The 19311-nt window shown below is 30.9% G+C and carries 18 protein-coding genes; 3 read left to right on the plus strand and 15 right to left on the minus strand.

Features of this window, described 5'->3' with window-relative positions:
• Positions 1 to 151: 151 nt before the first annotated feature.
• The 6 genes from CSPA_RS24235 to CSPA_RS24260 form a co-directional block, all read right to left on the minus strand.
• Positions 152 to 724 carry a dihydrofolate reductase family protein gene (locus tag CSPA_RS24235; protein WP_015395044.1) on the minus strand — a complete coding sequence of 191 codons (573 nt, stop codon included), beginning with the start codon at positions 722 to 724 and terminating at the stop codon, positions 152 to 154.
• A gap of 496 nt (positions 725 to 1220) precedes the next feature.
• The gene (locus tag CSPA_RS24240) at positions 1221 to 2861 is read right to left on the minus strand and encodes a glycoside hydrolase family 13 protein (protein WP_015395045.1); all 1641 of its coding nucleotides are present in this window, start codon (positions 2859 to 2861) and stop codon (positions 1221 to 1223) included.
• A 53-nt stretch (positions 2862 to 2914) separates the two neighbouring features.
• A complete protein-coding gene (locus CSPA_RS24245) occupies positions 2915 to 3739 on the minus strand; it encodes a carbohydrate ABC transporter permease (protein WP_015395046.1) in 825 nt (274 codons plus the stop codon).
• A complete protein-coding gene (locus CSPA_RS24250) occupies positions 3736 to 4599 on the minus strand; it encodes a carbohydrate ABC transporter permease (RefSeq protein WP_015395047.1) in 864 nt (287 codons plus the stop codon). Before CSPA_RS24250 ends, CSPA_RS24245 begins: the two co-directional genes overlap by 4 nt.
• A 173-nt stretch (positions 4600 to 4772) precedes the next feature.
• The gene (locus CSPA_RS24255) at positions 4773 to 6023 is read right to left on the minus strand and encodes an ABC transporter substrate-binding protein (protein ID WP_015395048.1); all 1251 of its coding nucleotides are present in this window, start codon (positions 6021 to 6023) and stop codon (positions 4773 to 4775) included.
• A gap of 380 nt (positions 6024 to 6403) precedes the next feature.
• Entirely contained in the window at positions 6404 to 7429 is a 1026-nt protein-coding gene (locus CSPA_RS24260) for a LacI family DNA-binding transcriptional regulator (RefSeq protein ID WP_015395049.1), read from the minus strand.
• Positions 7430 to 7717: 288 nt separating this feature from the next.
• Here CSPA_RS24260 and CSPA_RS24265 point away from each other — a divergent pair, with 288 nt between their 5' ends.
• The 3 genes from CSPA_RS24265 (at position 7718) to CSPA_RS24275 (ending at position 10173) form a co-directional block, all read left to right on the plus strand.
• Positions 7718 to 8515 carry an SDR family oxidoreductase gene (locus CSPA_RS24265; protein ID WP_015395050.1) on the plus strand — a complete coding sequence of 266 codons (798 nt, stop codon included), beginning with the start codon at positions 7718 to 7720 and terminating at the stop codon, positions 8513 to 8515.
• Positions 8516 to 8695: 180 nt separating this feature from the next.
• Entirely contained in the window at positions 8696 to 8983 is a 288-nt protein-coding gene (locus CSPA_RS24270; protein ID WP_015395051.1) for a Dabb family protein, read from the plus strand.
• 803 nt (positions 8984 to 9786) lie between these two features.
• Positions 9787 to 10173 (plus strand): MerR family transcriptional regulator, encoded by a 387-nt coding sequence (locus CSPA_RS24275; protein ID WP_015395052.1) that lies wholly within the window; start codon positions 9787 to 9789, stop codon positions 10171 to 10173.
• Between the two features lie 114 nt (positions 10174 to 10287).
• Here CSPA_RS24275 and CSPA_RS24280 read toward each other — a convergent pair whose 3' ends face one another.
• The 9 genes from CSPA_RS24280 to CSPA_RS24315 form a co-directional block, all read right to left on the minus strand.
• Positions 10288 to 11220: an oxidoreductase gene (locus CSPA_RS24280; RefSeq protein WP_015395053.1), complete on the minus strand. Its 933-nt coding sequence runs from the start codon at positions 11218 to 11220 to the stop codon at positions 10288 to 10290.
• A 979-nt stretch (positions 11221 to 12199) separates the two neighbouring features.
• Positions 12200 to 13156, minus strand: a complete 957-nt coding sequence (locus tag CSPA_RS24285; RefSeq protein ID WP_015395054.1) for a D-2-hydroxyacid dehydrogenase — start codon at positions 13154 to 13156, stop codon at positions 12200 to 12202.
• Positions 13157 to 13178: 22 nt separating this feature from the next.
• On the minus strand, positions 13179 to 13907 hold the full coding sequence (locus CSPA_RS24290) for a sugar phosphate isomerase/epimerase family protein (protein WP_423219816.1): 729 nt from the start codon (positions 13905 to 13907) through the stop codon (positions 13179 to 13181).
• Positions 13901 to 14077: a hypothetical protein gene (locus CSPA_RS31030; protein WP_015395056.1), complete on the minus strand. Its 177-nt coding sequence runs from the start codon at positions 14075 to 14077 to the stop codon at positions 13901 to 13903. The genes CSPA_RS24290 and CSPA_RS31030 overlap by 7 nt, the downstream gene beginning before the upstream one ends.
• Before the next feature lie 153 nt (positions 14078 to 14230).
• Positions 14231 to 14929, minus strand: coding sequence for an RraA family protein (locus CSPA_RS24295; protein ID WP_015395057.1), 699 nt, complete (start codon positions 14927 to 14929; stop codon positions 14231 to 14233).
• A gap of 70 nt (positions 14930 to 14999) precedes the next feature.
• Positions 15000 to 15224 carry a hypothetical protein gene (locus CSPA_RS24300; RefSeq protein WP_015395058.1) on the minus strand — a complete coding sequence of 75 codons (225 nt, stop codon included), beginning with the start codon at positions 15222 to 15224 and terminating at the stop codon, positions 15000 to 15002.
• A gap of 148 nt (positions 15225 to 15372) precedes the next feature.
• Positions 15373 to 16356: a hydroxyacid dehydrogenase gene (locus CSPA_RS24305; protein WP_015395059.1), complete on the minus strand. Its 984-nt coding sequence runs from the start codon at positions 16354 to 16356 to the stop codon at positions 15373 to 15375.
• Between the two features lie 49 nt (positions 16357 to 16405).
• The gene (locus CSPA_RS24310; RefSeq protein WP_015395060.1) at positions 16406 to 17545 is read right to left on the minus strand and encodes an amidohydrolase family protein; all 1140 of its coding nucleotides are present in this window, start codon (positions 17543 to 17545) and stop codon (positions 16406 to 16408) included.
• A gap of 109 nt (positions 17546 to 17654) precedes the next feature.
• Entirely contained in the window at positions 17655 to 19067 is a 1413-nt protein-coding gene (locus tag CSPA_RS24315; RefSeq protein ID WP_015395061.1) for a DASS family sodium-coupled anion symporter, read from the minus strand.
• Positions 19068 to 19311 lie beyond the last annotated feature (244 nt).

Genomic DNA, 19311 nt, shown 5'->3' on the forward strand with positions numbered 1-19311 from the left:
CAAATGTTATTTCTGTTGAATATAAAACATCAAAAAATGGTAAAAACCCACGACATTCTTAGTCGTGAGTTTCATAAAACAATGCTCTTCCCATTTAATGTAGCTTCCTGGTTAACATATAATATAATGGCTTTCTAAATTAGTATCCATATTAATTATTGACTATTCCATAGTGAAGTGCAATTACCCCATTTGAGAAATTTCTATTTTCTATAAATTTTAGATTAGTTATCTTTTTTATATCCTTGAACATTGGCATCCCTTCATTCAATATTATTGGATTAACAAAAAGCCAAAATTCATCAATTAATCCTTCGTTCAATAATGACTGCGTTGCCCGTGGACTTCCAAATATTAAAATATTTCTATCCTCTTGTTTTTTTATTTCATTTATGTTTTCTGATAAATTGTCATTAATAAATTTTACATTACTAAATTCTGTAGTTTTAATAGTTCTCGATAAAACAATTTTTGAAACTTTATTATACCATTCAGAATGTTCAATATCATGTTTCGTAGCATTAGCTTGTTCCCCTGCTGTTGGCCAATAATTCTGCATCATTTCATAAGTCACTCTACCATAAAGGGCTGAATCAGCCTGATCTGTCATTTTTGCAACAAAATCAAACAATTCATTGTCCACTAATATCCATTCCATTTCCCCATTTTCACCTGCAACAAATCCATCAAGTGAAATGTGCATAAAGCTAATTAATTTTCTCATAATTGCCTCCTATTAAACCAAAATTTATCTTGCCCAAAACAAAATTCCAAATAATTTTAATACAAACAATATTAGCTGTTTAGCCGCTTCACCAGCTTTTCATCCATCCATTATGCAAAAGTTGATATCCAATTTAATTCCGTTTGCTAATGTAAATGCTGCTATAAAAATATACAATAATTATATTCTATTGTATACTATGTCTTTAAATTGTTTCTTCGATTATATTAATAATACCATAGTTCCCTCTTTTCTAACACTAATTTAAATCAAGACATAAGACTCTACTTTTATATAATCGATGGTTTTGGTGGAGGAAAGGTACGACCTTTAAAATCCACCAAATAAATTTTCACATAAATACAATCCCATTCCTTTACTTCTACTAACTTTACTATAAATATATTTAATCATTAAAAAATATACATATTCACTATATAAAATTATTCCAAATAAGCTAAAGAAGAACAGTTTATACCAACTTATAAAAAGATTTCTATAATATAAACTTATAAATTCTAGATTCGTATGGTTTAAGCTTTATCCTGTCAACCAAGTCATTTTCATTAACACTATAATTTGAAATTAAAAGCTCTTTAAATTTAAATTCAATTTTTCTTTCAATTGCAAACTGTGTCTCATTTCCTGTAAAATTACACATTACTAGTAACATTTCATTTTCTAAGGTTCTTGTATATGCAAAAATTTCTTTGTTTTCTTCTAAAATCAATTCATATTTTCCATGAACTACTACTGGATTTGATTTTCTTATTTTTATTAATTTCTTATAGTAATTAAATATAGAATTTTCGTCTTTTAATTGCGATTTAACGTTTATTTCCTTATAATTAGGATTTACTTTTATCCAAGGCTGTCCACTTGTAAAACCTGCATTTTCACTATCATCCCATTGCATTGGAGTACGAGCATTATCTCTGCCTTTTGTATATATAGATTGCATTATTTCCTCATGAGAATACCCTTGTTTTTTTCTTTCATTATACATGTTTATAGTTTCTATGTCCTTATAATCCTCTAACTCTTTAAATCTTACATTTGTCATACCAAGCTCTTCACCTTGATATATATATGGAGTCCCCTTCATTCCATGTAATAATGTAGCCAGCATTTTTGCACTTTCTACCCTATATTCTTTATCATTTCCCCACCTTGAAACTATTCTTGGTACATCATGATTATTCCAGAATAAACTATTCCAGCCTGTGCCTTCTAGATCTACTTGCCATCTAGATAATGCTCTCTTTAAGTCCAATAATTCTAACGACTTCAAATCCCATTTTTCTTTACCTGGCTGTTGATCTAATAAAATGTGTTCAAATTGAAATATCATGCTAAGTTCACTATCATCTGGATTTGAATATTTCTTAGCTATTTCTGTAGTGCATCCCCAAGTCTCTCCAACTGTTAGTAAATCTTTACCGCTGAATGTTTTCTTATTCATTTCTCTAATATATTCATGAAGTTTTGGACCATTAGCTGTGATTTTTTCATCAGGAATCTTTCCTATAAGGTCAATAACGTCCATCCTAAATCCACCAATACCTTTATCAATCCAAAAGTTCATCATTTTATAAATTCTATTGCGCACCTCTTCATTTTCCCAGTTCAAATCTGGCTGTTTTTTACTAAATAAATGTAAATAATACTGCCCTGTAGTTTCATCATATTGCCATGCACTACCGCTAAATGTTGATCTTAAATCATTTGGTTCTTCTACATTTACTGGATCTCTCCATATATAATAATCTCTATAAGGATTATCTTTTGATTTCTTAGCTTCCATGAACCATTTATGTTCGTCGGAAGTATGGTTTACAACTAAATCCATAAGAATTTTTATTCCTCTTTTATTTCCCTCCTTAATAAGATCATCCATATCTTCCATTGTTCCAAATTCATCCATTATATCTTCATAGTCGCTTATATCATATCCATTATCATCGTTTGGCGACTTATATACTGGAGATAACCATATTACATCTATCCCCAGTTCTTTCAAGTAATCTAACTTCTCTATAATTCCTCTTAAATCTCCAATTCCATCTCCATTGGAATCATTAAAACTCCTAGGATATACCTGATAAACAACACTTTCTTTCCACCATTTTTTATCCATGACTTATTCTCCTTTTAATATTACTTATTTTATTTCGTTTAAATGTATTTTTATTATTTTACAGCTCCAGTGACAATACCATTTCTTATCCATTTTTGTGCAAAGATGTATACAATAAAAATTGGTAATAATGCCATCAAATATGATGCAAAAGCCAGATTATAATTTGTGGTAAATTGAGACTGGAATACATATTGAACTAAAGGCAATGTAGCCATTTCTGGCTTGCCCAAAATGATAAGTGGCAACATAAAGTCATTCCATGTCCACAAACAAGTGGTAATTGCAACTGTAGCATTAATAGGCTTTAGTAAAGGGAATATTATTCTCCAAAATACTTGAAATGTTGATGCGCCATCTATTGTAGCTGCTTCTTCAAGTGAAACTGGAATTGATTTAATGTAACCTGAATATAAAAATATGTTAAAAGGTAATCCAAATACAACATATAAACATATTATTCCAATGATATTATCCATACTTAGCATATTTACTTGCTTTACAAGAGGCAGCATAATTATTGGAAATGGTACAAACATAGCACTCAAAAAGTAATAGTACAATGCATTAAAAAATTTTTTCTTTCTATTTCTAGCTATAGCATATGAAACTAAAGAATTTGAAAGTATTGTAAGAATTAATACCGAAATTGTTATTGTTAAACTATTTTTTAGAGCATCAAAGAAATTTGTCATTTCAATAGCTTCAGTAAAATTTTCAAAACGCAATGACTTTGGAAATGATAAAGCACTAGGTACCATATCTTGTGGAGATTTTACAGCTATTAATATTGTTAGATACAATGGAAATATTATAGCCACCAAAGCTCCTGCTATCATAAGCGTAGTTACTATCCAATTGGTTTTATTTCTCCTCATAGTACTTTTTCCTCCCTCTTTTCAAGGACTCTAAGCTGAAATAATGATATTGCTACAATTACTATGAAATAAATAACAGCATTCGCAGACTGATATGCAAAGCTTCCTTGGTTAAATCCTCCGTTATAAATTACATAAGAAATTGATTGAGTAACAGTTCCAGGTCCTCCTCCTGTCATAGCTACAACCTGATCAAATACCATTAAAAATCCTTTCATACATAAAACCATGTTAATTGTGAAAAATGGTGCTATTAATGGAAATGTTATGCTTTTAAATCTTTGCCATGAGCTAGCGCCATCAATATCACAGGCTTCATAAACATCAGTATCAATTGTCTGAAGTCCAGATAAATATATGATTGTATTAAAGGCTATGGATTGCCATGCTGCTACGAACACTATTCCAAGCCATGCAAGCTTTTCATCACCTAAGATGTTTTTACTAAGCATAGAAATGTTCATAGTCTCTCCAATGTTTGGTATAACATGAGCAAATACAAAATTGAATATAAATGCTACTATTAAAGTTCCTAATATGTTAGGAATAAAATATATTGACTTTAAAGTATTTTGAAATTTAATTTTTGAGTTTAAACCTACAGCAATTAAAAGACTTAATATGTTTACTATAATTGTAGTTATAATTGCAAATTTGAAAGTAAAAATGTACGCATGCATAACATTACTATCTTGAAATACTGCAATATAGTTTTTTAATCCAACAAAACTCCAATCGCCATACCCTTTTGAATTGGTAAAACTATAAAATACACCTTCTAAAAGAGATAATGTATGAAATATAAAGAATAACAAAACTGCTGGTATAGTCATAATATAAAAAGCTTTTTTCTTTTTCAAAACCTTCAGCCCCCTATTATTTTTTCATTTGACAAATAAATATTATTAGCATATAGCATAGGTTGTCCTGAATTCAGTCTATTTTCCTAGAAATATTATTTTTCATGATTATCAATAAATATCTAGCTACAGCCATCTTTTAGGACATCCTTATGCCTTTTATTTTCTCCTATTTATTGCTTACTATTAGCTTTATCATATTCAGTATCAAGTTGTTTTAAGAATTCTGCCTTATCCTTTTTACTATAGAACCCTTGAACTAAACTTGCTGCATCAAATGAGCTTGGATAGTAGTGATCAGGGAAAACACCTATTTTTCCATTTTTAAAGCTTTCTTGTACATCCGTTACACTTTGATCATCTTGTGTCACATCTTTAACTGCAGAAAATGCGAATTGATCTTTTATATATTTTTTAGCATTCTCCTTTTGAGTCATAAATTCTATGAATTTTTTTGCTTCATCAGAATGTTTTGACTTACTTGTTATTCCAAATAACACATCTATACCAGATACTATATTATTTTTAGATGGATCGTTACTTGCAGGTAATGGGAACATACCTATATTAATATTAGGATTTGCTTTTTTTATTTCACTAATAGCCCAGTTACCTTGTAAATACATTGCTGATTTACCTTGTGCAAAGGCTGCATTACCATCATTGTATGATACTCCTAAAATATCTTCTTGCCCAAGGGTTCCTATAGTCTCCATCTTGTCCACTATTTCTCCATGTGTAGCTTCAAAAGTTGTTTTTCCTGCTTTTTTATCAGCTAAGAAATTACTAGGCTCCAAGTCACTAGCTATAACATTCCAGAAACACATTCCAGTCCATGCATCTTTAAGTGTCAAATAAAGTGGTAATTGACCTGAATCTTTAATTTTTTTCGATACAGCCATGAATTCATCCCAAGTTTTAGGAATTTGCAATCCTAGCTTCGAAAATATATCTTTATTGTATAAAATGCCATCAGCATTAGTAGCATATGGAACTCCATATATCTTTCCGTTATCATTACTTGCTATGCCATGAAGCATATCTAAATATGGTTTTTGTATATTTTCAATGATGCTATCATTAGTAAGATCAACAAGAGCATTTGCATCTACTAGCGCACCATAGTTTACATCTGCACCTAAAGCTACTAAATCTGGCATATCATTTTTTGCAAGTCTTGTTTTTAAAACAGTACCAGCATTTGCAGGTGAATTAATTGAAATCTCAATATTAGGATTCTTCTCTTGAAATTCATTAGCTAATGATTGCAATATTGTTTTGTTTTCTGCCTTAGTTGAAAATAACTCTAATTTTACTTTTCCATTTTCTGTGTTACCTCCCTTGGAACCACATCCTGCTAACAATGAAATTCCAATTACTGAACTAATAGTAATTGACATTAGTAATTTTAATTTTTTATTCATTTCTATTCCTCCTATTTTGTAATTTGAGTATACGATTACGTAGGTTTAATATTATATTAATCATACTATTTTAGGTATATTAACCCTAAAAAGTACATTTTAATATCTATTTTTACTTATTAATACTTAATCGTTTACGTAAACCATAAACATTTACGTAATAATTTTTTGCAAATCTTATATGAAACTATATTACAAAGTTTAAAACTTAGAATTGTATATAAAACTTGTAATATAGCTTAATGCCATTTTATAAATAATCATTGAAATATCTTATTTTCCTATAATCGGTTATATATATTGCTATTAATTTTCTACATTTCAGCTGCAATTGAGCACTTACAATACTAGAACTGTAAATTTAAATTTATTAGCGCAACTTATATATCTTTAATCTTTTTCACTGTTTCTCTTTCTATGATTTCAAATGGCATTATTATGCTTTCAACTTTTTCGTTGTAAGAAATTCTTTTTATTAACATTTCAACAGATTTTTTACCCATATCATATAAAGGTTGTGCTACTGTTGTTAAAGGTGGATATGACATTTCAGCTATATTTGTGTTATCATAACCTATTATAGAAATATCCTCTGGTACTTTTAAACCATTCTTATGTGCTACAGATAATGCTCCAACAGCACAATCATCAGATACTGCAAAAATAGCTGTAAATTTCTCACCTGTCTTTAGAAGTTCATTCATTCCTTCAACTCCATCTATAAAGCTAAAACCTTTTTCTTTAATAAGATTTTTCTTTATAGGTATGTTATTATCTCTTAATGCTTGCAAAAATCCATTTAATCGCGGTACTCCTGCTATAGGGTCTTCAGTCGGTCCAGATATAATTGCTATTTCTTTATGGCCATTTTCAATTAAATATGTGGTTGCTGAATAAGAAGCTTGATAATCATCAACCTTAACATAAGGTAATGAATACTTATACGATAATCCTGAAACAAGAACCGTTGGAATATGTGAATCTATTATTCTTTTACATAAAGTATCATCTGGTGGTATGCTGCAAACAATTAATCCATCTACCTGTCTTTCAGATAATACCTGAAGATATTCTGACATCCTCTCCCACTTATCTCCACCATTACAAATTATAACGCTATAATTATTTCGTTGTGCAAAATCTTCTATTCCATTTAAAATTTCCACATAATATGTAGTGCTTATTTTAGGACGTAACACCCCAATAGTTCGTGTTTCCTTGACCTTGAGATTTCTTGCAATGGCATTTCTTTGATAACCAAGTTCATCCATAACTTCAATTACCTTTTTTCTAGTTTCTTCAGAATAACCATCTAGATTATTTATTATCCTAGAAACTGTAGCTACAGAAACATTAGATTTTTTAGCGACATCTTTAATTGTGGGTCTTTTAATATTACTATTCATAACATATTCCTCTTTTTCAGTAAACGTTTAAGTAATTAAATCTTATCATAGTTGTACTTAATTGTCTATATTTTTTATATAATTGTTTCTCTTCCAGAGGATGAATGGCTCTATAGCTACATCCTTTCCTTTGGCACAACTCTTCAAGTCATCGACTCAATGAATTTGCAAATCGTCTAGAGAGTATGGCAAATAAATATCATTCCTAAACTTGACATAATGTCGTCAAGTTTACTTGATTATACTGACTAAGAAAACAAATTTATTTATAAGGAGGTATTTTTAATTATGGAAAATACTTTATCACTTGATATCAACAAAGAACTAGATGGTAAACGCGTACTTGTGACAGGCGGAACTAAAGGTATTGGTAGATCTATTGTTGATCGTTTGTTTAATGCGGGTGCAACAATAATAACAACTGCACGAACTATGCCCAATGATTTACCAGCTTCTGTAGGCTTTATTCAAGCAAATGTTAGCACACCAGAGGGTGCTGAAAAAATTATTAAAGAAACCCTTGAAAAACTTGGAGGATTGGATATTTTAATAAATAATGTAGGAGGTTCTTCCTCCTCCACTGCTGGAGCATTAAGCTTAAGTGATGATGACTGGTTACAAACATTTAACCAAAACCTATTTTCATCTGTACGTTTAGATCGTGGTTTTCTACCATCTATGATTAAACAACAGAAAGGTGTAATAATTCACATATCATCTATTCAGCGAAAGCTTCCAGGCATAATGACTATGTCATACTCTGCTGCCAAAGCAGCTATAACCAATTACAACAAAAATCTAGCTACGCAGTTTGGCGGAGACGGAATACGAATAAATACAGTTGCCCCAGGTTTTACAGAAACAAAAGCTGCTGAGCGTCTTATTGAAAGAATGGCAGAAAATTCTGGAATTGACTATAATAGCGCACGTCAAGAATTAATGGATAACCTCGGTGGCATACCACTTGGTCGTCCGGCAAAACCTGAAGAAGTAGCTGAACTTGTTGCTTTTCTTGTATCAGACAGAGCTTCCTACATTACTGGTAGTGAGCATATTATTGATGGTGGCATAATTAGAACCATATAGCACCAAAGGATGGTTTACAAAATAATGCAATATGAAATTATTAAACTATATATTAATTACTAGTAGAGCAGAGACTTTATGGGTACTTTATTAAAGGATATCTATGCCATAAAATTGTCTTCTAATCGATGGTCAGGTAATCCCAGAAACTACATTAAATATTTTAGGAGGTAAAAGAATATGATCGTAAATAATTTATTATTAAAATTAAGAAATATAGATGCTGATACTATTAAAAAAACTCAAGAAATTCTTCTAAGTATGAGAGGAAAAATAGAAGCTCTAATAGATATACAAGCTGAAATAAATATACGTCCTGGTGAAAGCAATTATGATATAATTTTGATTACAAAATTTGCATCATTGGAGGATTTGGATAAATATCTTATTCATCCTAAACACTTAGAAGTTGCTAAATATATAGCCAGTGTCTTAGATACACAAGCATCCGTATGTTATAACTTATAAATAGTAACACAACTACTTCTTTCAAAAATAATAATTAGTATATTTAATACTAAAACAAGAAATTACTACCTTCCTAAATTATCTTCAAAAAGTTAATGTAGGAAGGTCTATTTCGCTTAGAAATTGGTATATGCTGCCATACTACTTACCAAGACTCAAATATAAGATATAATTACTTAAATGAATTTCAATCTCCTTGTATTTCTATAGCTTCCACTACATATGAATTATTAGATTAGATAAAGTCTGTCATTGGAAGAGGTTTTATTAAACAAAAGAAAAATTATAATAAATCTAAACTTAAAGATTGTTACAGTTATATTCTAAAATATAATGCTGCAATTAAATTACTGGAAGAAATTTATCCTTATTTAGTTATTAATTCAAAAAGAAAAAGAGCCGAACTTATATAAAATAAATATAAAACTCTAACTCCTAGGAATGGTAGATATTCTGAAGAACTTCTACAAGCAAAATATGATTTTTATAATGAATTTATTTCGATAAAATAAAAAATCCCTGATATTACTTTATATAGTAGTATAAAGGATTTATATGGTGGAGGCGAAGCACGATCTTTAAAATCCACCAATCTCCAATTTTTTTAAACTTATATTTATCAATTACATTATTTCCCAAATGTTATATACTCACCAATATTTAATCTTTTAAGGCATTAAAGCCTTGAAAATTCTTGAAATTGCGTTTATACTAACAGTACCAATTAGAGTTCTATCTAAGTCTAATCAGCTTTAAAAACCTTTTTAATTGTTTATAAAATCTTATTTAAGGAGAATAGCTTAATGTATACAATAAACGAAGTGGCTAATATTTGTAATATTTCACCTTATACAATTCGGTTCTATGACAAAGAAGGGCTTTTACCTTTTGTCTCTAGAAATAGTACTGGAAATAGACAGTTTAGTGATTCAGATTTAAACGTTGTTAAACTTATTTGCTGTTTAAAGAACACTGGAATGCAAGTTAAAGAGATCAGAAGATATATTGATTTAGTTATGCAAGGCGTTGAAACCAATGGACAGCGAAAGCAGATTATGATTGATCATCGGAAAGAGGTTATAAAGCAAATAGATGATTTAAAGAAAAATTTAAATATCATCGATTTAAAAATTGCTCTTTATGATTCCGATGACAAGTCGTCTCTTTCTCATATATTTTCAGAACAATAAGATAACTAAAAAAAGCAAGGCATTCTGCGGTATTTTAAAGTAGAAGACTTTGCTTTTATTCATTTAGCCTAGTATAGATACTTACCTATTATGTTTCAAATTCTCAAGTTTTAATTAAATAAATTTTACGTTTGTCAGCTTTTCTGATTCTTCCCAAAGCTTTGAAGCAACCTTAATATCCATTGCCTGAGGTGCAATTGTAGCTATAGTAGGATACCCCCTCATCTCTTTCATTTTTGAAGGTCCATAATAGGTTCCGCCTGTTGCATTTTCTGCTGTCGCAGCATAAAGTGATGGCCACGCTCCATGAGCTGCTGGCTGAAATAAAAACGGACCCATTAAACGTCGTATAATTCCATTTACGCTATTCTTTCCAGCTCCATTAGGAATTAGTTCCGTTCTGGATATTCCTGGATGTGCACTCATACTAGTAATCCCCCAGCCAGCTGCATCACTTCGTCGTTGCAATTCAAACGCAAACATAAGGCATGCAAGTTTTGACTGAGAATAGGTTACCATTGGTTTATAATTGTGTTCTGCTTGAAGATCATCGAAATCTATAACTCCTGTAAGATGAGCTAAACTACTCAAGGTAATTACTCTAGGCTTATTTCCTTTTTTAAGAAGAGAAAGCATTTGTGCTGTTAATGCAAAATGTCCAAAATAATTTGTACCCATTTGCAGTTCAAATCCATCTTTTGTAACCAAACGCTTAGGCGGGGCCATTACCGCTGCATTGTTTATAAGAATATCTAAGCTTTTGCATTGCGATCTCATTCGTTCACCAAATGCTTCTATAGATGCAAGATCTGCTAGATCAAGTTCTTCGAAACGTATATTCCCAGAAGGATTTATTTTCTTAATCTTTCTTATAGCTTCTTCTCCTTTATCCTTATTTCGACCAGCCATTATAACCTCGGCTCCTGTGCGAGTCATCTCCAATGCTGTTTCATATCCAATTCCTCCAGTACCTGTAATAACAACCGAGCGATCTTTTTGTGATGTTATATCTGCCGAGGTCCAGTTACGTTTGATATTTTCTGCCATAATAAACACTCCTTTTAATTTATTCTGTACTAGCTTGTATACTGATTGATTTTATTTGTTTTATAATATAGTCCTTATTTACATCGCATGCCTTTCATAACTAAAATCATAAATTTCACTTAGGTCTTCTTTTCATATAATATATCTTACTTCTGAAAATACTTGAATAATTTCAAGTATATTTTTTCTTGCTTACTAAATTAATAATGTGTTTTAAAAGCTATTAATTTGTACTTTATATAAATGATAGCACTTAGAGTTTTATAGAAGTCAAGCATTTTATTAATGGGATTTTGTGAACTGTATATCACATTGAATAAGCCGTTAAATCTGTTATCTTTCCGCTTATGCAATCCACTCCTGCTCGAAAACACATAACGATTATTTAATACCAAAGACGCTCCTGAATCAGATGAATGTTATTAAAATACACTTGCATATTTTTAAGTTAAAAATCGCTTTTTTATCTCTATAACCATTCTCTTCATACCTGGCATAATCCAAATAAAATGCTTATTGAAAAAATTATCTTAAATAATAAAAATAGAAATGAACAGGCAATCACTTAGAGTACTATCTAAGTGATTGCCTGTTTATCTTAATAATATTCTCTTATAAGATTATGTATATAAAACCTTCTCCAAATCTATAAAATTTAAAATAACCCACGAAAATCCAAATTTTAGATTTTCGTGGGTTTCATTGGTGGGGGCGAAGCGTGACCTTTAAAATCCACCATAAATTCACATACATAATCCTTGTTTATATTTATCATAATCTATTTTTTGTAGTCTACCAGAATAAAGTGAACTTGTACTAAAATATTTTATTAAGGTCTATATACCTCATCTATAATTTCAAACCCTTTTTCCTCAAGTAGCTTATCTACCCATTGTCTACTAATGCATCTATTATATCAAATTGAACACTTTACCATAGTTGGATATATTCTAACATATTATAAAATTATTTTTAATGATTATTTATTAACAACATTCTTTGGTTCACCCTTTATAAATGCATCTAAATTGTCTACTGCTATATTCATAAGTCTTTGTCTGCTTTCTTTTGGAGCCCATGAAATATGGGGAGTAATAATACAATTTTTTGCAGTAAGTAATGGATTGTCTCCTTTTATTGGTTCTGTTGATACAACATCAACACCTGCTGCGTATACTTTTCCACTATTTAATGCATCTGCAAGATCTTGTTCTACAATTAAAGGACCTCTTAAATTATTAAGGATAATTACCCCATCCTTCATTTTTGAAATGTTGTCTCTATTTATAATTCCTTCTGTAGATGGAAATAAAGGACAATGTAGTGCAATAACATCTGATTCAGAAAATAATGTATCAAGAGATACATACTCAGCAAGTTCCTTACATGCATCCTTTGGATATTCATCAAATACTATAACTTTCATGCCAAGTGCTTTTGCAATTCTTCCTGTAGTCTGCCCAATACGACCAAAACCGATAATCCCCATTGTCTTGCCTGCTAATTCGATTAAAGGATAATCCCAGAAACACCAATCATTATTGTTTTCCCAACGTCCATCATGTACTGCTTTATCATGGTGAGCAATATGATGGCAGATCTCAAGCAAAAGTCCAATTACAAACTGACCAACTGCATCCGTCCCATACGTTGGGATATTAGTAACTGAAATACCTTTTTCCTTAGCCGCTACAACATCAACAACATTGTATCCAGTAGCTAACACACCAACGAATTTAATATTAGGACATTGTTCAAAAGTCTCTTTTAATATTGGTGCCTTGTTTGTAAAAACAACCTCTGCACTGCCTATTCTTTCAACAATCTTATCCCCAGGTGTTCTATCATATACCGTTAGATTTCCTAACCGCTCTATACCATCCCATGTGATATCACCAGGATTTAATGTATAACCATCTAATACTACAATATTCATAATATTAATTACCTCCAAATTATTAGTCTTCTACAAGAGCCCATGCTCTATTAATAACTCTCTTTGTATTTGCTAAAACAATGTCCCCATCTTCATCACCCCAAGGTTTTACCTCTAATGACAATACATAAGGATTCTTCGCATTGAAAAAACCTTCTTCTTTTAATACTGTAAAAAAGTCTACTAATTCTTCAACATCATTTGCACTATTAGGAAATCCAAATCTTGGATGTTGATCACCATAAGCTTCACATCCCTTTTCTACTACTGCATTTCCAATGTGGAAATGTGTGATATAAGGTCTTAACGTTTGTATAACAAACTTTGATGTTTCATAAGTTGTTGGAAAATGAGATAAATCAACCAATAAACCAAAATTATTATTTGTCATTCTCATATCAGCCGCAAATTGTGCTGCATAAGGTGCTGGTCCAATTAATGCTGCTTTATCCATATCAAAATCAAATGCTTCCAGCTCAATCATCATATCTTTTTTAGCTGCATAATCACATAAATTTCTTGTTGTTTTTAATAATTGAGAATATGCTTGATTTTTTGTTTCTGATTCCCATTTTCCTGCTAAAAATGCAATACCTTTTGCACCTAAATATTCTGCTTCATCTATTGCTTTAATTAGTGTAGCTTCTGCTTTTTTTCTTCCTTTTTCATTAATATCATTTGGATTTAAACCAGATCCTAATAATCTAGGCTGTGCTCCATAACAAACTTTAATATGTGATTGTTCTAATATTTTTTGGCTGCACGTGTTTCATCATCTGCTACTTTAGTTACCTCTAAAGATGTAAAATAAGGATCACATGCAAGTGATTTAATGGATTCAAGTAAAGGATAATTTGCTGGTGGATGTGACATCCATTGAATAGTTCCTACTAGAAAATACTTTTGAATTGGATCTTTCATTTTTCTACCTCCTAAACTTCATTAAAGTATATTTAGAATCAAATTTTAAAATAATGCCACTTTAACTGATATAAAGTGGCATTATCTCCTATATTTTTTCTAATACACCTAGTTCCTCACTATTATCATCTATTTAGATGTATAAAGACTTTATTAAGCTCTATATACCTCATCTATAATTTCAAACCCTTTTTCTTCAAGTAGCTTATCTACCCATTGCCTATTAACTGTTCCTGATGCTGAAGCTGCAACCTTTGCTGCATCCCCTGCTGCAATAGTTTTCGCTTTCTCTAATATTTGCGCTGCATCATTTTTAGGAATTACTATCACTCCATCAGCATCCCCAAGGATTATATCTCCTGGATTAACAGCTATACGCCCACATGCTATTGTCACATTTACTTCACCAGGACCTTCTTTGTAAGGGCCACCAGGAGTTGTCCCTGTTGCGTAAATTGGCATTGTATATTTTGATATTGTATCAATATCACGTATAGGTCCGTCTATTACTATTCCTTCAATCTTTTTAAAATCTGAAAGATATTTATACATAATTTCGCCCATTATTGACTGGCTTCTATCCCCTTCATTTGAGAATACAATTACATCTCCTTCTTCGGCCATATTAAGTGCTTTATGTAATGCAAGGTTATCACCAGGACGAGCTTTTACAGTTAAAGCTACTCCACACATGCTCTTTGTTGGACTTGACATTAATTTTATATCTGAGTGAAGTGCACATAAACGCCCCATAGCATCTGCAACATTAGCTGCTGGAATTTCACTAAATGCTTTCACTAATTCTTTATCTGGAAGTTCTCTCTTTAAAAATATTCTATTTCCTACTGGCATATTAATCTTCTCCTTTTCATCTATAATTATTATATATAAATATTATTATCAGAATTGAGTATTTACAGATTTATTCAATTGTTTTTTCTTTAAATAAGTTGTTATATTTATTTAAGGCTATATCTAATTTTTTATTTAGGTCAATTACTTCTGCATCTAATTTTTTACTTATATCAATTACATCTGCATCTATTAACTTATATCTATCCTCTATATAAGTATTTAATTCTATTAAAGTATTTAGTTCTTGTCTAATTTTATAAATAAACATATCTATTTCTTCTAATGTTTCCATATAATTCTCCCTACTGCTAATATTTTTCATAAATATTAATATATTAATTTATACATGGTACAATAAATATACTGCACTATTTAAGCTAATATAGATTAATTAAATGTAAAATATTAATTAGATAGAACATATCTATACTATTTTTAAATTAATCTTCAAAAGTTTCAGCTGTATCCCAATCTATTGCTTTAACAGGCCATGTTGGTTGTTTTCCTTCATACACTTCATGAATACCAATAGCAGAATGAAGTGATGCTCTATCAGTTGCTTCCTTTGTAGCTGCACCAATGTGTGGTGATACAACAACATTTTCTAAATATAATATAGGATTTTTAGGATCTACTGGTTCTTGTTGAAGAACATCTAATCCTGCACCAGCAATTACTTTATCTTTACATGCTTCATAAAGTTCAACTTCATTTACAATAGCACCTCTAGCAGCATTTATAAGGAATGCTGTTGGTTTCATCATTTCAAATTGTTTCTTTCCAACAAATCCTTTAGTAATTTTAGTAGTTGGACAATGAAGAGAAACAAAATCACTTTCTTTGTAAATTCTTTCAATATCTCTTACTACTTCTACACCTTCAGGGAAATCAGCTCTCTTCTTATATGGATCATATGCAAGAACTTTCATATTAAAACCATGCATACATTTCTTAGCTACAATTGAACCGATATTACCACATCCAATAATACCAACAGTCTTTCCATCAAGTTCGCTCTTAGTTGTTTTTAGTTTAGCTTTATAGTAATCCTCAATAAAGTCTCTTCTAACCACTGTGTAGTTTCTTGAACAATAAAGCATATACATCATTGTTACTTCTGCAACAGACATACTATTGGCTGTTGGGCAATAAAGAACTTGTACACCATGATCCTTTGCTGCTTGTAAATCAACAGTATCAAAACCTGCTCCATGTCTCACAATAACTTTTAGTTTATCAGCTGTCTCAAATACTTCTCTAGTAATCTTAGAAAGACGAACTATCATAGCATCTATACCTTTAATATCTCTAATTATATCTTCTGTTTCCATTCCACTTCCTGTAATAAGTTCATGGCCTTTGCTTTCTAGATATTCTCTGCCTTCTTCCATAATTTCTTGTGGTAATAAAATTTTGTATCCCATTATAATATCCTCCTACTAATCTTTAAATTATTTATTTTATTTTGTATTTTTAATTTTCATAAATATAATCTGGTGCACAGTACATGATATAACCATCTTTAATAGTCATTTCTGGTTTAAGCAATTTATCAGCTAAGAAAGTTGAGCCTTTCCAGTCTCTATATAATTGTTGTTTATCCATAATGTCAAAAATTGAAACATCTGCATATGCGCCTTCTGATAGACAACCAATTTCATTCTCCATATTCATAAGTTTTGCTGGTCTTTCCGTTGTCATCTTAACCACTTCATTTAAACTAATTCCCATACATAAATATCTAGACATTAAATTGGGAAGTGAAAATATAGGTCTTCTATACATGCTGCCCAAAACTAGATCTGTACTGCACATATCTGCTATAAACCCTTGTTCCATAGCCTTTGTCATTACTTCAAAATCACCATGTTTTCTACCTTCAGCAGTATCAAATATGATTCCTCTTTTTCGAGATTCTAGTACACAATCATATAGTTTTCCATTTTCATCTATGATTGTATTTTTTACTCCCTGATAAACATGTTGAAATATATCTCCTGGTCTAAGTAATTCTAATACTTCTGAAGTTGGAACTGGAATATTTGTACAATGTACTTCAACTGGACATCCAATTTTATTTGCAATATCAATAGTTGCAATTAATGGTTGAATTCCGAGTCCTTCTGCTAATTCCTCGCTTTGTCTAATTTTCAATCCTAAAATGTTATCCTTATTTTCTTTAAATATCCTATCCATCTTTTCAGGATTAAAATATTTTGGATTAATGCATTCATGATAACTTGTAGTAACAAGTCCAGCAGAACAAACTTGTAAAAAGCTTTTTATTCTGACTTTACTACGAGCAATAACAGCCTGCCTAAATATATTGTAATTTGAAACACCCGCTGTAAAATCTATCGCACTTGTAACACCTGTTGGTATATATGCTGTATCTGGATAAAGACCTATATCTGTTCCATCCTGAAACATATGAGCGTGGGAATCAATAAGTCCTGGAAATACATATTTACCCTTTGCATCAATTACATGCTTTGCTTCTTCGCCCTCTTCATACTTGGTTATTTTGCCACCATAAATAGCAATTGGCCTGACTTCGTCCACATTATTTTTAGGATCAATCACATGTCCATTTATAATTAATAAATCTAACATTTCTTTTCTTCCTCTCCTTAAATTTTTAATACTTTGTAGAATTTCAAAAACATTAATTTTATTTATGCATTATGATAAAAAACATATGTCTTTTTATCTATTGGAGAATTTACCAAAGTCCAATTACTTTCCAATAAGGTAAGCCTATGCATAAGAATATAACTAATGCTACACCAACCATTATTGTTCCTACTCTCCAAAAATCTTTTTGAGTGCAATATCCTGTTGCGAATGTATAAATTCTTGCCCCATTTCCATAATGTGTTAACAGTGAACCATAACCAGCAAAGAAAGCAAGTAATAATGCTACTACCGTAATTGGTGCTTGTGTAGTTAAAGCTAATGCAAATAGCACAGGATAGAAAGATGCAACAAAGGCACTATTTGACACAAAGAAATATCTAACTGCTAAACTGATTAAAAGTAAAATAATCGTAGCCACTAATCCATTTAGCTGTGACAGCTTCAAATATCCTTCCAGCACTTTTGCAAGCCAAGTATAAAATCCTTGTGATGCTAATGCTGATGCAACTCCATAAAATGAACCATACCAAATAAACGTATTCCATGCACCTTTTTCTCCAATAACATCATTCCAATTAAGAATCCCAAACAATAAGGTAAGTGCTAAAAATACAAATGCTACAATCTGCATTGTTAAACTTACAAACGGTATTTGTGGTCCAAACATCCATCCAATAATAGCTAATACAAATAAAACAGATAGTATTTTTTCTTCTTTTTTCATTGGCCCCATCTCTTCAAGACCCTTTTTCATCATTGGTTTTATATCACCGAGATCCTTTAATTCTGGTTTATAAACCTTATATACTACGAAAGGGCTAAGTATCAAAACCAATCCTGCTGGAACAACAGCTGCCTTAAACCATGTCATCCAGTCCAAATTAACATTAAGCATTTTTTGTGCAAGAGAAGCTGTAATCGCATTTGTTGCCATACCTGTTAAAAAAAGCACTGCTGTTGACATAGATATTACATACATTAGCATTGTTAAATATGCACCAAGCTTACGTGGCTCTTTTTCAGGTGTTGATCCTACCCCCTCTGCAATATTTCTAAAAATTGGGTAATCAATTGATGTACGAGACGTATTTGAACCAGTAGCAGGACTTAATATTAAATCTACTATCATTAACATATATCCTAATCCTAATGAAGTTTTTCCAAACCTAGTAAGTAAATTATATGCAATTCTTTTCCCGAGACCTGTTTTAACAAATGCTGTACATACAATACAAACTGCTAAAATAAACCATGCCATATCTGTTCCATAGCCTGCATAGGTTATCTTAGGATCAATAAACATTGACATAATTCCTATAATAATCAGTGTAACAACTGGTTCTGAAAACGGCTTAATTACTATACCTAATAACAATGCTATATATAATGCCACAACATGCCATGTTTCTGGCTTTAACCCCTCTGGTACTGGCATCACCCAAAGTGCTAACGGTATCAGAATAACCGGACATAGCTTTAATAAAGTTTTCTTATCCATTGATTTTCTCTCCTTTATATTTTATTTTCATCGTTCCACTTAATATGTACTGAATCTCACTACAATAATATTTACCTCCTTAGTTAGACATAAGATTTTTTCACTATCCCCTTTCAAATCGTTTACTTGATTTTGGTATCTTAAAACTTATTAATTAACTCTATATCAATTTATATAGCAAAGTGTGTGCCAAACTTTTTATAAAATTTAAAATTTTTTTTACTTTTCTGACCAAGCCCTCTAA

The organism is Clostridium saccharoperbutylacetonicum N1-4(HMT), from assembly GCF_000340885.1.
Lineage (GTDB): Bacteria > Bacillota > Clostridia > Clostridiales > Clostridiaceae > Clostridium > Clostridium saccharoperbutylacetonicum.

Bases quoted from the DNA above. Each gene is read 5' to 3' on its own strand.
- CSPA_RS24280 (WP_015395053.1), bottom strand. From the start codon at position 11,220: ATGGCAGAAAATATCAAACGTAACTGGACCTCGGCAGATATAACATCA.
- CSPA_RS24245 (WP_015395046.1), bottom strand. From the start codon at position 3,739: ATGAGGAGAAATAAAACCAATTGGATAGTAACTACGCTTATGATAGCA.
- CSPA_RS31030 (WP_015395056.1), bottom strand. From the start codon at position 14,077: ATGAAAGATCCAATTCAAAAGTATTTTCTAGTAGGAACTATTCAATGG.
- CSPA_RS24270 (WP_015395051.1), top strand. From the start codon at position 8,696: ATGATCGTAAATAATTTATTATTAAAATTAAGAAATATAGATGCTGAT.
- CSPA_RS24285 (WP_015395054.1), bottom strand. From the start codon at position 13,156: ATGAATATTGTAGTATTAGATGGTTATACATTAAATCCTGGTGATATC.
- CSPA_RS24240 (WP_015395045.1), bottom strand. From the start codon at position 2,861: ATGGATAAAAAATGGTGGAAAGAAAGTGTTGTTTATCAGGTATATCCT.
- CSPA_RS24235 (WP_015395044.1), bottom strand. From the start codon at position 724: ATGAGAAAATTAATTAGCTTTATGCACATTTCACTTGATGGATTTGTT.
- CSPA_RS24255 (WP_015395048.1), bottom strand. From the start codon at position 6,023: ATGAATAAAAAATTAAAATTACTAATGTCAATTACTATTAGTTCAGTA.
- CSPA_RS24275 (WP_015395052.1), top strand. From the start codon at position 9,787: ATGTATACAATAAACGAAGTGGCTAATATTTGTAATATTTCACCTTAT.
- CSPA_RS24310 (WP_015395060.1), bottom strand. From the start codon at position 17,545: ATGTTAGATTTATTAATTATAAATGGACATGTGATTGATCCTAAAAAT.
- CSPA_RS24265 (WP_015395050.1), top strand. From the start codon at position 7,718: ATGGAAAATACTTTATCACTTGATATCAACAAAGAACTAGATGGTAAA.
- CSPA_RS24315 (WP_015395061.1), bottom strand. From the start codon at position 19,067: ATGGATAAGAAAACTTTATTAAAGCTATGTCCGGTTATTCTGATACCG.
- CSPA_RS24295 (WP_015395057.1), bottom strand. From the start codon at position 14,929: ATGCCAGTAGGAAATAGAATATTTTTAAAGAGAGAACTTCCAGATAAA.
- CSPA_RS24260 (WP_015395049.1), bottom strand. From the start codon at position 7,429: ATGAATAGTAATATTAAAAGACCCACAATTAAAGATGTCGCTAAAAAA.
- CSPA_RS24300 (WP_015395058.1), bottom strand. From the start codon at position 15,224: ATGGAAACATTAGAAGAAATAGATATGTTTATTTATAAAATTAGACAA.
- CSPA_RS24305 (WP_015395059.1), bottom strand. From the start codon at position 16,356: ATGGGATACAAAATTTTATTACCACAAGAAATTATGGAAGAAGGCAGA.